The sequence below is a fragment of the Micromonospora sp. LOL_024 genome (assembly GCF_048060415.1).
Taxonomy (GTDB): domain Bacteria; phylum Actinomycetota; class Actinomycetes; order Mycobacteriales; family Micromonosporaceae; genus Micromonospora.
Map to the genome: position 1 here is coordinate 1 of NZ_JBHMIS010000055.1, position 13908 is coordinate 13908.

Genomic DNA, 13908 nt, shown 5'->3' on the forward strand with positions numbered 1-13908 from the left:
ATCAACCCAACTCATCGACGCAGTCACGTAACGTCACCGGTTTTACGCAATGGCCCTGCCCGTCACCTAGCTAGACTTGGCGGCAGTCACCGGTTGGCTGGAGGGGGCGATAGCGCTGAACTGTCGATGGTCGGCCGGGCTCGTGGCTCGGTGACCGATCGTGCGGGCCGGACGAACCGGTGGCGGCGACGCCTGACCCGGGCTGCGGCTCTGGCGCTGGCCACGGTGTTGCTCGCCAGCAGCCTGCCCTGGCTCTGGACGAGCATCTCAGCGCGCGGTCACGTCTACGCGCCGACCGAGGCGCCGGCCGTCGATGTCGTGATCGTGCTGGGAACGGCTGTCGCCGAGGACGGGAGTCAACCGGGCGTCCGGCTGGCTGGCCGCCTGGAAACTGCCGCTGGGCTGGTGCACGGCGGGCAGGCCCGGGTGGTGCTCGTATCCGGCGACGGGGGCGGCACGTCCGGCGACGAGACGGCGACGATGACGTCCCACCTGACCGAGCGGCTCGGCGTCGATGCGCAGCGGGTCGTCGCCGATCCACACGGGCTGGACACGTACGACAGTTGCCTGCGGGCCCGGGAGGTCTACGGGGTGCGACGAGCGCTGATCGTCACCCAGTCCTATCACCTGTCCCGGGCGGTGACGTTGTGCCGGCACCTCGGGATCGAGGCCGACGGGGTGCCCGCCCGCTGTTCGGGCTGCGGCACCGGCCTGCTGGTTTGGAAGGCGGCGCGGGACTACCTGGCCAGCGGCAAGGCGGCCTGGGACGCCATCCGCGACCGACCACCGGCCGTCACTTCGCCCGCCAACCCCGGCATCTCCCACGCGCTGAACCGCTAACCGCCCTGCGGATGGTTCCGGCCCGATGCTCGGCCCGTGGCCGTCTGCGACGTGGCCGTCCGGCCGGCACCGCCGGAGCGCGTCAAGGCGGTCGATGCGGTGCTCTATCATCTGCCCGATGGGGACCGAGGCCGAACCGACCAGATCGAAGATCCGCACCTGGGTGACACCGTCCCGAGTCGGGTGGCTCGGGACCGCCGCGGTGGTGCTCCTGCTGGCCCTCCCGATCTACGTTCGGGGGCCCGGCGACCACGAGATGGCGATCTGCGGCAACGCCTTGGCCACCGACCTCGACTTCTGGGCTGGTCCCTCGGACGGAAACTACTGGGAGATCGCCTACCGGTCCTGCAACTCCAAGCGAATCGATCGGATCGGGAAAGCCGTAGGCGTCTTATCGATCACGGTACTGACCGTGACGCTCCTGGCGGCCCGAGGCCGACGCGACGGAACTGCCGACGACAGCAGGACCTGACCCTCAGGTGGTGGCGAAGGCGGCACGGCGACGGACGTCGACCTCGGCGGCCAGGTCCGGGGCGTGTTCCAGTGCCTCGGGGTGGCCGCAGGCGGCAAGCCAGTTGGCCAGCATCAGGTGGCCACCCTCGGTGAGCACCGACTCGGGGTGGAACTGGACGCCCTCGATCGGTAGCGTGCGGTGCCGCATCGCCATCACGATCCCGGAGGCGGTCCAGCCGGTCACCTCCAGCTCGGCCGGCAGTGTCTCGCGCAGCACGGCGAGCGAGTGGTAGCGGGTTGCCGTGAAGGGGTCGGGCAGGCCGGCGAGGACGCCGGTGCCATTGTGCTGGACCTCCGAGGTCTTCCCGTGCAACAGCTCCGGGGCACGGGTGACGGTCGCCCCGAACGCCTCGCCGATGGCCTGGTGACCCAGGCACACGCCGAAGATCGGCAGGTTGCCGGCGTACTCCCGGATGACGTCGAGGCAGATGCCGGCCCGGTCGGGGCTGCCCGGCCCCGGTGAGAGCAGGATGCCGGCCGCACCGACCCGTCCCACCTCGCCGATGTCGATGTCGTCGTTGCGTCGGACTTCGCACTCTACGCCGAGCTGGCCGAGGTACTGCACCAGGTTGAAGACGAACGAGTCGTAGTTGTCGATCACCAGGACACGCATCGGCCTCACTCGTCCTCACCCGGCGGCGGGGTGTTGTTCTGGTCGGTGTCGTATGGCAGGTCGTGATCGTTGTCGTCCGCCGGGGCATCGCCGGCCGGACCGTCGTCGTCTGGGATGATGTCGCCACCGGGCGCGCCCGGGACTCCGGAATCTTCCTGGGTGACCTGCACGTCGTCGAAGGGCAGCAGCGGCTCCGCCCAGGGGAAGACCACATACCAGAGCAGTGCCAACGCCGTGGTGGCGAGCAGCAGGCTACCGCCGAGCTTGCCGGGCAGCCCGAAGGGAAGTTTGCGCCAGATCCAGGCGTACATGGTCAGGTCCCCAGCTCCACCGGGCGTCCCTCAGCCTTGGGCTGGGTACGCGTCAACTCGGCGTGAATGATCAACCGCTGATAGTTGTCGAACTTCGGGTTACACGTGGTCAGGGTCAGCATTCGCTTGGTCGGCTTCTTCCCCGGATCGCCCGGCACCGGGGCGACCACCTCGACCTGGCTCGGCTTGACGATCAGGCTCTCGGTGACCTGGTAGACATACCACTCGGTGCGACCCTCGACGATGATCGGATCGCCGTCGCGCAACTCGTCCAGCCGCCAGAAGGTGGCCCGGTTGCGGTGTCCGGCCACGGAGAAGTTGCCCAGCTGGCCTGGCTGGGCACTGTCCGGATAGTGGCCCGGTGCGTACCGGATGTCCTGCTGGCCGACGCCTTCGACCACGATCCATTCCTTTTCGAACCTGGGAATGTAGAGGCCCGCGATCGGCGTGCCGCGAACTGCCGGTTTGGCCGGGGCGGAGGGACTCGCCGAGGGGGCCGCCACCGTCGGATCCGGCTCCGGCTCCCACGCCTGCGCCAGCTGATCACTCAGCTCACCCTGGTGGGCGTCGACGATCGCCGACTTGCCCCAGATCTCGTAGCCGGCGAAGAGCAGCACCACCAGGCCGAAGGTGATCAGCAGTTCGCCGCTGAATCGTAGGCCGGTGCGGATCCGGGACCAGATCGACGGTCGGGTCAGCTCTGAGTAGACGCTCTTGTAGCCCTCATCCACCTGGTGCGCGCGTAGCTGCACGACCCGGTCCCCCCGCCGTGGCCTGGGGGTCTCGGCGGGTGAGTCGGCGCCGTCGGACGGCTCTGCGGTCTGCGGCGTCCGAGGCACCGCCCCCATCAGGGCGGTCGAGTCCAGCGCGGGCGGACCGACCGGCTTCGCCCCGGTGATCGCCGGAATGAGCGCGGTCGCCGCCGGGTCGGTCGGCCGGTCCACGGCGGCCTGCGGGCCCGGTCCGTTGGGAGGCCCGGAGCGGGGTTGCTGACCCGGGGTCCCCGGGCCGCTCGTCGGTGTGCCCCGGCGGTCCGGCACCGGGCTGCCCGGTTTCGGTGCCGGACCGGTCTGCCGGCTCGCCGCAGGGGTGGCCGTCGGGTCGGGCCGGGGCGGTTCCGCTGCTTGGCCAGCGGCACCGGGCGGGGTGGCTGTAGCCTGCTTGATCCTGGGCATCAGCGCGGTCGGCGCGTCGCCCGACCAGCCACCCTGCCCGGTGGGGCGGTCCGGCGACGGCCGGGTGTCGTCCACGCCCGGATTGCCTCGGCCCGCCGCCTGCTGCCAGGGTGGCGTCGCCGGCGGCTGACCCGGTGTGGCGTTGGGCGGCCCATCCGACGGCGGTCGGGCCTGGGCCCGCTGCTCGGGACCGCTGTGCGGTACCGGTGCGCCCCGGCTCGGCTGCTCTGGGCGGAGGCCGGGGCCGGGGCTGGCCGGCCGGGTCCCTGGCCAGGGCGGCGGGGAACCGAGCGCCGCGGGCCGCACGGCACCACTCGGTGCGGAACCGCCCGGCTGGCCCGAGGCGCTGGTACCGGTGGCGCTGGCCTGGCCGGCGTCGCTGACGCGGGGGTGGCCGTCGCCCCGGTGGCCGTTGGCGGCAACGGGGCGGCCGGCCGGCTCGAAGGCTCCGCGCCAGGGCGTCGGCCCCACCGGGATGTCCGGCTGACCGGACGGCAGGGCCACTCCGGGCCACTGGTCGGGGCCCGTCGTGCCCTGCGGCCGGCCGGCCGTACCATCGGGCCCCTGGCCCGGTGCCCGATCCCGCTGGTCCGTCGACAGTCCCAGGTCCGGCGTGGGCTGGGTGGGGGGCGTCGGATCCCACTGGTTGGCCCTGGCGGGTACCGGGTCCCACTGGTTCGCCGTAATCGGTGCGGTGTCCCACTGGTTCGCTGGGCGGGCGGTGGTCGGTGCGGAGTCCGACCGGACCTGGGCGGTGGGCCGGGCAGGGGTTGGCGGCACCGGGTCCGGCCATGTGCCGGCCGGTCGGCTCTGGGTGCCGGCGGGTTCGGATTGCTCGACCTTGGGCAGGAAGGCGGTGGGTTCGTCGGCCCGGTCGCGGTGCCGGCCGTCAGACTGCTGGCTCACTGCGGCCTCACTGGGGCACCGTCGCCGATCGGAGTGTGGTGGAGTCCTCGAACGCCGGCACGGTGACGGTCGCGACTTCCTCTGAGTAGCCGAGTTGGTAGTTGTCGACAGCGTCCCTGAACCACCGGACTCCCTCGGATGCGGCGAGGGCCTGCCGGAGCACGGCGGGATCGCCAATTGCCACGATCTCGAAAGGTGGGGAATGCACCCGGCCGTGCAGCAGCAGGGTGTTACCCACGCAGCGTACCGCGCTGGTCGTCAGCACGCGGACGTTCTCGATTGACATCGCCTCGGCGCCGCCGGCCCACAGGGCGTTGACCACCGCCTGGACGTCCCCCTGGTGGACAACCAGGTCGTCGTTGGTGGCACCGTCGGGTAGGCGGCCGGACTGCGGCGCGTCGTTGAGCTCGACGATCAGGCCGGGGCCGGTGAGGGCGGTGAAGCCGGCCGCGGTCCGGCTGGCGACGGCGCGGTCCTGCTGTTCCCTGATCGGGCCGTCCGAGCGGGCGAGGTCGGCCGTGCGGCTCTCGACCTCGCCCCGCAGCGCGGCGGCGCGGTCCTCGTTCGTCGCCACCTGAGCGCGACGGTCCTCAATGAGTTCGGTGAGCTGGGGCCGCCGGTCCTCACGCAGCGCGGTGCCGCCAGCGGTGGTGGCCGTCGTGGTGAAGAGCAGCCCGGCCGCGAGAGCGATCAGCGGTACCCCGACCGACCAGACCGGCCGCCGTTGGCGTGGCCGGCGAGGCAGTAGCCCGCCGACGAGTCGTCGCAGCGCCTTCTGCCACGACGCCGCGCCGGACGTGTACTCCACGGACCGTCCCCCTTGATTTCGCGCTGCGGAGCCGCCTGGTGCGGTCCGAGTAACCTGGTTCTACCCTGCGTTCCGGCGTGGCCCGGTACGGGTCTGGCGCCACTCGTGGATTGAACGGGTCTTCCGGACTACGCTAGCTCTCGAACATTATTGGCCATGGACCGTCGCCCTCGCGCCCGGTTGTCAGGCCGGACGAGGTCGTAACCCCTCTGGAGAGCGTCGTGCCCAAGTCTCAGGTCCGCAAGAAGAAGGTGTACACCCCGCCCACGGACGTTCGCCCGACGGCGACCGCCGCGACGCGGAAGCCCAGCCCGGTGTGGCTGCCGGTCTCGGCCGTCTCACTGATCGTCTTCGGCATCGGTTGGTTGGTGGTCTACTACCTCTCCGAGCAGGAGTACCCGGTCATGGAGCTGGGCTACTGGAACCTGGCCGTGGGCTTCGGTGCGATGGTCGGCTCCCTGATTCTGCTCTCCCGCTGGCGCTGACTCCCAGGTCGCCGGGCCGACCAGGGTTGGTCAGCCCGAGCCCGGCGCAGCGTGGGCCGGTGCCGCCTCCTAAGGTGTGCGCAGGGCGGCGTGGCCCGGGTGCGAGAAGACTCACGTTACTGCTGGGTAACCTTGCGCGTAGGCTGCACTGCATGACCGAGCGGAGCGAGGTCATCGACCGGTCAGGTTGAGATGCGGCGGCGGTAGGGCGACCGCATCACCACCCCGGTCGCCGAGCCGCTCGACGCAGCAGCAGACCGGGAGGCCAACTCGATGGGCAGCGTCCAGATCGTCACCACGATCCTCGCGGCCGCCATCACCGCCGTGGCGGTGTGGCTTGCGGTACGCGCGGTCTCGAAGATGACGGCCGTGATCCGGCTGGGTCAGCCCGACCCGACCCGGTTCGGCGACAAGGCCAGCCGTACGACGACCATGCTCGCGGAGACCGCCGGGCACACCCGAATGCTCCGTTGGAGCGTTGTGGGCGCGGCGCACTGGTTCGTGATGGTCGGCTTCGTGGTGCTGTCGCTCCTGGTGCTCGAGGCTTACTTCGAGGTGGTCTCGCCCACCGGAGGGCTGCCACTGATCGGCGGCTGGGCGCTCTACGGGCTGGTCACCGAGTGGATCGGCATCCTGGGTGTCATCGCCATCGTGGTGCTGATCGCCATTCGGCTGGTCAATCGCCCGAGCCGGGCCGGACGCCGGTCGCGGTTCACCGGCTCCACGATGTGGCAGGGCTACTTCGTCGAGGCGGTCGTGCTCGCCGTACTGATCATGGGTTTCGTGATTCGCGGTTTCAAGGTGGCCACCGACCACTTCGAGTACCCGACCTGGGCCACCCCGCTCAGTCACGCGGTCGGCTCGGTGCTGCCGGGCTGGGAGTCCGCCGTCAGCGTCGCCGCAGTTGTCAAGATCGGCATCTCGATGGCCTGGGTCATCGTGATCTCCCTGAACGTCACCATGGGTGTGGCCTGGCACCGCTTCCTCGCCTTCCCCAACATCTTCTTCAAGCGGCAGCCGGGCGCGGCCGGCTCCGGCCTCGGCGCGCTGCGGCCGATGATGAGCAACGGCAAGCCGCTGGACTTCGAAGAGGCCGACCCAGAGAAGGACCAGTTCGGTGTCGCGCACGTCGAGCAGTTCACCTGGAAGGGCCTGCTCGACTTCAGCACCTGCACCGAATGCGGTCGCTGCCAGTCGCAGTGCCCGGCTTGGAACACCGCTAAGCCGCTCTCGCCCAAGCTGCTGGTGCTCAGCCTGCGTGACCACGCGTACGCCAAGGCGCCCTACCTGCTGGCCGGTGGCGGCAAGGACGCATCCGGCGAGGAGAAGGCCACCGCCGCGCAGCTCGCCCACGTCGACGTGCTGGCGCTCGCCGAGGCGGAGAAGCCGTTGATCGGCGATGCCGAGTCCGGCGGCGTGATCGACCCCGACGTGCTCTGGTCGTGCACCACCTGTGGCGCCTGCGTGGAGCAGTGCCCGGTGGACATCGAGCACGTCGACCACATCGTCGACATGCGCCGCTACCAGGTGCTCATCGAGTCGAACTTCCCCGCCGAGGCCGGTGTGATGCTGCGTAACCTGGAGAACAAGGGCAACCCGTGGGGCGCGCCGCAGAACACTCGTGAGGACTGGACCAAGGGCCTCGACTTCGAGGTTCCCCGGGTCGGTGAGGTCGAGGACTTCGAGTACCTCTTCTGGGTGGGCTGTGCCGGCGCTTTCGAGGACCGGGCCAAGAAGACCACCCGAGCGGTCGCCACGCTGCTGAACGAGGCGGGTGTCTCGTTCGCCATCCTCGGTGAGGGGGAGACCTGCTCGGGTGACCCGGCCCGGCGGATCGGCAACGAGTTCGTCTTCCAGATGCTCGCCCAGCAGAACGTCGAGACTCTCAACGAGGCGTTCGAGGGTCGGGAGCAGAGCAAGAGAAAAATAGTCGCTACCTGCCCACACTGTTTCAACACGCTGGGCAACGAGTACGGCCAACTGGGCGGCGAGTTCGAGGTCGTGCACCACACCCAACTGCTGGCCCACCTGGTCAGCACCGGCAAGCTCACGCCGGTGCAGCCGGTCGACGGTGGCGTGACGTACCACGACCCCTGCTATCTGGGCCGGCACAACCGGGTCTTCGCCGCACCCCGCGAGGTGCTAGGCGACTCGATCGAGGGTGATCTCGTCGAGATGCCGCGCAACAGCGAGCGTTCCTTCTGCTGCGGCGCCGGCGGCGCCCGGATGTGGATGGAGGAACGGATCGGCAAGCGGGTCAACGTCGACCGGGTGGAAGAGGCCATGTCCACCGGGGCGAAGACGGTCGCCGTGGGCTGCCCGTTCTGCTCGACGATGCTCAACGACGGGGTCAACGGCAAGGGCGCCGGGGAGCAGGTCGAGGTAGTAGACGTGGCCAGTGTGCTGCTCCGCTCGGTCCGGCCAGAGCAGGCGCCGGGCACCGGGGTGCAGGCACCGGTCGCCGGCTGACCGGCGGCGTACCCGACAGGCGCGGCGGCACCCAGACCGGGCGCCACCGCGCCTGGTTTTGTATTGACCCGCATAAGTGTCACGAAATGGTCGACACCCTTTGTGTGCGTGCCGTAGCTCAAAGGTGAATGAACCGTTGGTCGTCTTGATTCCCAACGGCGCTTTCCCTAATGTGAAGCACCGGCCGCCGTAGGTCGTCTGTCTCGCCCCCTACCGCTCGCGAGGCACCCGGTGGCCGGTTGCAAAGGAGTCGGTACCGGTGGCAACCATGCCCCTCCATCGCCACACGGCGGGACGCGCCCGTTCGAGCGGCTTCCGTCGGGGCGCTCGTCGCCTGGTCGTTCTCGCAGCCGCCGCAGCATTCGGTGCTGGCCTGCTCGCCGCCCCCGCGTACGCCGAGCCGTCGGTCGACGAGATCGAAGCGCAGATCGACAAGCAGTGGCAGCAGTTGGAGCCCACGATCGAGCAGTACAACAAGGTGCGGGCGCAGCTGAGGGTCAACCGAGCCAAGTCGAAGGACCTCCAGAAGAAGATCCAGCCGCTGGCACTGGAGACCGAGCTGGCGATGAACCGGGTGGCCGATCTCGCCTCCCGCTACTACGTCAGCGGCCCCTCCTCGGAGCTCGGTGCGGTGCTGCTCAGCGTGAATCCGGACATGATCGGCGAGCAGATGGCGCTCCTTGACCGGCTGGCGACGCAGGAGCGTCGGCAGTTGGAGGGCGTCATGAAGATCCGGAAGAAGTACGACGACCAGAAGGCCGATCTCGACGGGCTGATCGCCGACCAGGAGAAAAAGGAAAAGCAGCTGGCGGCGAAGAAGAAGCAGATCGACGCCGAGATCAAGAAGCTCGAGCGCTCGCTGCCGGTGACCACGGTCAAGACGACCAACTGCCCGACCATCAACGGTGTGGTCAGTGACGCGGCACGGACTGCCATCAGGACCGCGTGCAACCAGGTCGGCAAGCCGTACGTCTGGGGTGCCACCGGACCGAACTCGTTCGACTGCTCCGGCCTCACCCAGTACGCGTACAAGGCTGCCGGCATCTACCTCACCCACTTCACCGGCTCCCAGTGGAGCGAGGGCAAGGCCATCTCCCGGTCCGACGCCCGCCCCGGCGACCTCGTCTTCTTCCGCAGCGACGTGAGTCACGTCGGGCTCTACCTGGGCAACAACCAGATGGTGCACGCGCCGCGCGCCGGGAAGCCGGTCAATGTCTCCCCGATCACGACGATGCCGGTGGCCGGCTTCCGCCGACCCGGCTGATCGGCCCGAGCGACGCCGTTGAGCGGTCACGCAGGAACGAGGAAAGGCCCCCGGTCAAGCACCGGGGGCCTTTCCCGATGTCAGATCTAAGCACAGGGAGTAGCGGTGTGGATGTGTTGCGTATCGACGTCGATCGTCTCTACGCTGGGCAATCGTCGGCCCGCTTGCAGCTCCGTCCAACCAGGGCGGTAACGGTCCGACACCGTCGAGTCGTTTCTGAACGAGCGAGCCGGGGACCCAGGTGCCCGGGGTGAATCCGCGATCGCCGCGGTAGGGCGTCCCTTCCCGCCCGAACCCGTCAGCTAACCCGGTAGGCGGTGTGGCGAGAAGGAGAACGCAGCCCGGTGGCACACGACGCCCCGCGGCGCAGGTCCCAGTGGCCGGAGATGTCCGGTCGACTGGCCGCTGTGCCGCGTTTCCGCTGGTACCGCAGCAGCACCGCACTAGCCGCGCTGACCGTGGCCGCCGTGATCGTGACCGGTGGCGCGACAGCGGCCCAGGCCGACCCCACGGTCGCCGACATCGAGCGCCAGATCGACGAGGACTGGAACCGGCTCGAACCCGTCATCGAACGGCACAACGCCACCCGGCAGGACCTGGCCGCGAACCGGCGCAAGACGGAGGCCCTCACCGCCCGGATCGCACCGCTGGAGGCACAGGTGGACGAGGCGATGGACCGGGTCGGCGCGTTGGCCGCCCGGGCGTACCGGGGCGAGCAGGTACGGTTCGTCAACACCCTCCTGGGCAGCCGGTCGCCGAGCGAGGTCGTCGCGCAACTCGGCGCGCTCGACCGCTACGCCCACTACCAGCAGCAGGACGTGCGACAGGCGAGTGAGTTGCGCGACGAACTCGCCGCCACCCGGGACGGGCTGGCCGGCACCAGCGCCGAGTTGGCGCGCAGCGAGGCGGACCTCGCGGAGAAGCGACGGCGGATCGAAGCCGAGATCGACCGGCTGCAACGGCTGCGACTGCGGGCGTACGGCAAGGGGGGCGGCGGCCAGCTGCGACCGGCGCCCTGTCCGGCCAGCTATCCGGGCGGGCCGGCCGGAGAGGCGGTCACCTTCGCCTGCGCCCAGATCGGCAAGCCCTATTCGTGGGGCGCCGAGGGGCCGAACGCCTACGACTGCTCCGGGCTGATCCTGGCCGCGTGGGCGCGGGCCGGGGTGGCGCTGCCGCACAACGCGGCGCGGCAGCGGCAGGTCACCGCGTCGGTCAGCCGTAGGGCGCTGCGCCCCGGCGACCTCGTTTTCTACTACCGGGACCTGCACCACGTCGGGCTGTACGTCGGCGGTGGCTGGGTGGTGCACGCCTCCCGCGCGGGCCAGCCGGTGAAGATGAAGCAGCTGGACAGCAGCCCGGTGCACAGCTTCGGCCGGCCGGGCTGAGACGTCAGCCGGTTGGCCACCGAGGTTCGGCTCCTGGCCGCTGAGGCGTCAGCCCGTGGGCCAGGTGCGCCAGCTCTGCCAGGCGCGGCTCGGTGTCGGGCCGCGCTGACCCTGGTAGCGCGAGCCGTAGACGGCCGACCCGTACGGGTGCTCGGCCGGCGAGGAGAGCCGGAAGATGCAGAGCTGACCGATCTTCATGCCCGGCCAGAGGGTGATCGGCAGGTTGGCCACGTTGGACAGCTCCAGGGTGACGTGGCCGGTGAAGCCGGGGTCGATGAAGCCGGCGGTGGAGTGGGTGAGCAGGCCGAGTCGTCCCAGGCTGGATTTGCCTTCGAGCCGGCCGGCGAGCTGGTCGCCCAGCGAGATGACCTCCAGGGTGGAGGCGAGCACGAACTCGCCCGGGTGCAGCACGAACGCCTGACCGTCGGGCACCTCGATCGGGGAGGTCAGGTCGTCCTGCCGGGTGGCCGGGTCGATGTGTGTGTAGAGGTGGTTGTTGAAGACCCGGAACAGCTTGTCCAGGCGTACGTCGATGCTGGAGGGCTGCACCAGCGTGGGCTCGAACGGATCGAGCGTGAGGGTGCCCGCCTTGATCTCGGAGACCAGGTCGCGGTCGGAGAGCAGCATCGCCACACCATAGCTGCCGGTATGTGACCGGCGTGTCGGGCTACCTGCTTCGAACGTGTGTTCGATAGAATGTCGACATGGCTTCCTGGTCCGAATTCGCCGCTGACGAGCCTCTGCTCGCCGACGGGATCCGCCTTCTCATGCAGCAGTACGGCCCGGGCTTCGGCTACCTGGCCACGGTCCGCGCCGACGGTGGGCCCCGGGTGCACCCGGTCTCCCCGGTGATCACCAACGAAGGTCTCTTCTGCTTCGTGATCGACTCGCCGAAGCGTCGCGACCTGGAACGCGACGGGCGCTACGCGCTGCACTCGTTCCCGCCGGAGGAGAGCGACGACGAGGCGTATGTCGCCGGCCGAGCCCGGCCCGTCACCGACGACGTCACGGTGGCCCGGCTGGCGCTCGCGGCTCGGGCTGCCCCACACGCCAACTGGCGGTTGTTCGAGTTCACCGTCGACGTGGCGATGCTCGCCCGGCGCGAGCCCCGGTCGTCGGGTGGGGCGGGAGAGCCGGCCGCCTGCCCGGCCGTCCAGCTCTGGCTCGATCCGGTCGGCACCACCGGCGAGGCCGCCCGCCCGACTCCCGCACGGGTGCGCTCGGACCGGCGCCACCGCCAAGCGGCCTGAGCCCCGACGTGTGCCGGTGCCGGCCCCGTCAGGCGGGCGGGGCCAGCACCGTTCGGCGTACGTGCTCACGCCCGATAGGTGTTCCAAGCGTTGATCATGCGGGTCGCCTGGCCCGGGGTGAACTGGTACATGCAGGTGTCGTAGGTGTAGTCCATGAAGTTGGTGATCGGGTCGAGACCCGTGCCGGAGCAGGTGTCCCGGCCGGTCGGGCACTGGTAGGCCGGCGATGCCTCGGCGGGGGTGTCTGAGACGCTGTCGCCGCTGCCCGAGCAGCCGCCCTGGAAGGTGTGGTAGAGGTTCAGCCAGTGACCGACCTCGTGGGTGCCGGTGTCGCCCTGGTTGTAGTTGGTGGCGGTGCCACCAGGCAACGACTCGCCCAGCATGACCACGCCGTCCATCACGTTGAGGGTGCTCCGCGGGTACGTCGCCCAGCCGAGCAGGCCATTGCTCAGTGCGCCGAGGTAGATGTTGAGCGTTCCCTTGGTGCCCTGACGCAGCTGGGTCTTCATCTGCCGTTCGGCCGTCGAGCCCTGCCGGATCGGGTACCACGAGGTGTTGGTGATCCGGTTGATGCGCTGCAGTTGGAACGCGAACGCGGTGGAGGCCCCGCCCGTCGCCCCACTGAACGACTGGTTCAACACGGTGATCTGTGACTGGACCATCGAGTCGGGGATGTTGCCGCCGGCCCGGGTGGTGTCCTTGCGGATCACGTGCACTACGACCGGAATGGTGACCGAAGCCGCAGCGGCCTGGGCGCTCAACGTGCGTTGCCCGACCCGCTTGGCCCGCTCCTGAAGCAGGTCGGCGAACTCGGACTCGCGCTGGTGTACCTGCGCGATGGTCAGCTCGTTGGGGTCGTGCTTCACCGCGGCGTCGCCGCGGACCCGGGCCGCGGTGCCTGTCGGATCCTCACACACCTCGGCGGCGACGAACGACGCCGTCGGGCTCGCGGTCGTGGTGGCGGCCGGCAGTAGGCCGACCATGGCCGCACCGAGCACCAGGGCGAACGACGTCGATGCGATGCTGGCCACACGCCGGTTCGGCGCGACGGGACGCAGTCCCATAAGCCCACCTCTTTCTGGCGGCGCGACCGGGGGTTGTGTCGCGCCCTGCGGAAAACGTGGAACAGACGTTACAACCAATAGATAAATCTGAACATAGTAATATGTTGCGGGGAGGAAACTTCTTGCTGGTCCGCAGTGGGGATGCCTGGATGCGCCGGGGACGGTGACTCAGGTACAGTGATCCCGCTCGCGGGTGTAGTTCAATGGCAGAACATCAGCTTCCCAAGCTGAACATGCGGGTTCGATTCCCGTCACCCGCTCCACGTTCATGCAGCTTAATAGCTTGATCAACTCAAATTAGTTCGACTCTCGTGGATTGCATCGCCATCTGGTTGGGGATCTCGTCGGGGACGAGCACCTCTGATGGGCTCGAAGTGACCCGGCCAGCCGACGGCCAACGCGGACCGCGGGAAGTTACTCGGTTCCTGACCAGGCTATCGAGTCGGCCTCGCTGGCGACACTCCCCAGCGATGAGGCGTCGGCGTGGCGTCAATCCGGTGGCGTCAGTGACGTTAACTGACAGTGTGAGTTCAGGTGCCGGACCAGTTCCATTGATCTAGATGATCGTTGACAACTCGTACGGCGACTGGAGTGACAGCGGGCGGGGGAGGTACGCGGGACGATGTGCGTGCCAGTCGTCCAGGCTGAGTTCGACGTAGCTCTTCAAGGCTATAGCTGGATAGGTGCCCTGATGTTGGGTGCGTTGGAGCCGTCTGGTGCGGCCTGGTTCCGCAGCGGCGTGCTGGTGGTGAGTGCGCACGACCGTGGAATCGGCCTGAGCGTCCCAGTCGATGTCACCGTCAGCCTCAGCCAACGCGACCACCT

The 13908-nt window shown here is 69.3% G+C and carries 13 protein-coding genes, 1 tRNA gene and 1 riboswitch; of the genes, 8 read left to right on the forward strand and 6 right to left on the reverse strand.

Annotated elements, in window-relative coordinates; translation table 11 throughout:
• The first annotated feature begins 150 nt into the window (after positions 1 to 150).
• Together ACFHWY_RS26610 and ACFHWY_RS26615 are read left to right on the forward strand one after the other, a co-directional pair.
• Entirely contained in the window at positions 151 to 840 is a 690-nt protein-coding gene (locus tag ACFHWY_RS26610; protein WP_416582998.1) for a SanA/YdcF family protein, read from the forward strand.
• A gap of 118 nt (positions 841 to 958) precedes the next feature.
• Complete coding sequence (locus ACFHWY_RS26615) at positions 959 to 1312, forward strand: hypothetical protein (RefSeq protein WP_416582999.1); 354 nt, start codon at positions 959 to 961, stop codon at positions 1310 to 1312.
• Between the two features lie 3 nt (positions 1313 to 1315).
• On the opposite strand, the gene ACFHWY_RS26620 is transcribed toward ACFHWY_RS26615, so the two are convergent.
• From ACFHWY_RS26620 to ACFHWY_RS26635, 4 genes are read right to left on the reverse strand one after another with little or no spacing between them, the layout of a single operon-like run.
• The gene (locus ACFHWY_RS26620) at positions 1316 to 1966 is read right to left on the reverse strand and encodes an aminodeoxychorismate/anthranilate synthase component II (protein ID WP_416583000.1); all 651 of its coding nucleotides are present in this window, start codon (positions 1964 to 1966) and stop codon (positions 1316 to 1318) included.
• A 5-nt stretch (positions 1967 to 1971) separates the two neighbouring features.
• Positions 1972 to 2277: a hypothetical protein gene (locus ACFHWY_RS26625; protein ID WP_416583001.1), complete on the reverse strand. Its 306-nt coding sequence runs from the start codon at positions 2275 to 2277 to the stop codon at positions 1972 to 1974.
• Between the two features lie 2 nt (positions 2278 to 2279).
• Positions 2280 to 4358: a class E sortase gene (locus ACFHWY_RS26630; protein ID WP_416583002.1), complete on the reverse strand. Its 2079-nt coding sequence runs from the start codon at positions 4356 to 4358 to the stop codon at positions 2280 to 2282.
• Positions 4359 to 4365: 7 nt separating this feature from the next.
• A complete protein-coding gene (locus ACFHWY_RS26635; protein ID WP_416583003.1) occupies positions 4366 to 5166 on the reverse strand; it encodes a DUF881 domain-containing protein in 801 nt (266 codons plus the stop codon).
• A 221-nt stretch (positions 5167 to 5387) separates the two neighbouring features.
• Between ACFHWY_RS26635 and ACFHWY_RS26640 the strand changes: the two genes are divergently transcribed.
• From ACFHWY_RS26640 to ACFHWY_RS26655, 4 genes are all read left to right on the forward strand, one after another.
• On the forward strand, positions 5388 to 5651 hold the full coding sequence (locus ACFHWY_RS26640; protein WP_416583004.1) for a cell division protein CrgA: 264 nt from the start codon (positions 5388 to 5390) through the stop codon (positions 5649 to 5651).
• A gap of 273 nt (positions 5652 to 5924) precedes the next feature.
• On the forward strand, positions 5925 to 8120 hold the full coding sequence (locus ACFHWY_RS26645; RefSeq protein ID WP_416583005.1) for a (Fe-S)-binding protein: 2196 nt from the start codon (positions 5925 to 5927) through the stop codon (positions 8118 to 8120).
• A 259-nt stretch (positions 8121 to 8379) separates the two neighbouring features.
• On the forward strand, positions 8380 to 9384 hold the full coding sequence (locus ACFHWY_RS26650; protein WP_416583006.1) for an NlpC/P60 family protein: 1005 nt from the start codon (positions 8380 to 8382) through the stop codon (positions 9382 to 9384).
• 193 nt (positions 9385 to 9577) lie between these two features.
• Positions 9578 to 9716: riboswitch (cyclic di-AMP (ydaO/yuaA leader) on the forward strand.
• Positions 9717 to 9728: 12 nt separating this feature from the next.
• Positions 9729 to 10769, forward strand: a complete 1041-nt coding sequence (locus tag ACFHWY_RS26655; protein ID WP_416583007.1) for an NlpC/P60 family protein — start codon at positions 9729 to 9731, stop codon at positions 10767 to 10769.
• Positions 10770 to 10817: 48 nt separating this feature from the next.
• Here the strand turns inward: ACFHWY_RS26655 and dcd are convergent, their stop codons facing one another.
• Positions 10818 to 11396, reverse strand: a complete 579-nt coding sequence (dcd, locus tag ACFHWY_RS26660) for a dCTP deaminase (protein WP_416583008.1) — start codon at positions 11394 to 11396, stop codon at positions 10818 to 10820.
• Positions 11397 to 11473: 77 nt separating this feature from the next.
• On the opposite strand from dcd, the gene ACFHWY_RS26665 reads away from it, so the two are divergent.
• Positions 11474 to 12019, forward strand: coding sequence for a pyridoxamine 5'-phosphate oxidase family protein (locus tag ACFHWY_RS26665; protein ID WP_416583009.1), 546 nt, complete (start codon positions 11474 to 11476; stop codon positions 12017 to 12019).
• A gap of 65 nt (positions 12020 to 12084) precedes the next feature.
• Here the strand turns inward: ACFHWY_RS26665 and ACFHWY_RS26670 are convergent, their stop codons facing one another.
• Positions 12085 to 13083, reverse strand: coding sequence for a zinc metalloprotease (locus ACFHWY_RS26670; RefSeq protein ID WP_416583010.1), 999 nt, complete (start codon positions 13081 to 13083; stop codon positions 12085 to 12087).
• A 189-nt stretch (positions 13084 to 13272) separates the two neighbouring features.
• Between ACFHWY_RS26670 and ACFHWY_RS26675 the strand changes: the two genes are divergently transcribed.
• Positions 13273 to 13346: transfer RNA gene (locus tag ACFHWY_RS26675), tRNA-Gly, on the forward strand.
• Positions 13347 to 13908 lie beyond the last annotated feature (562 nt).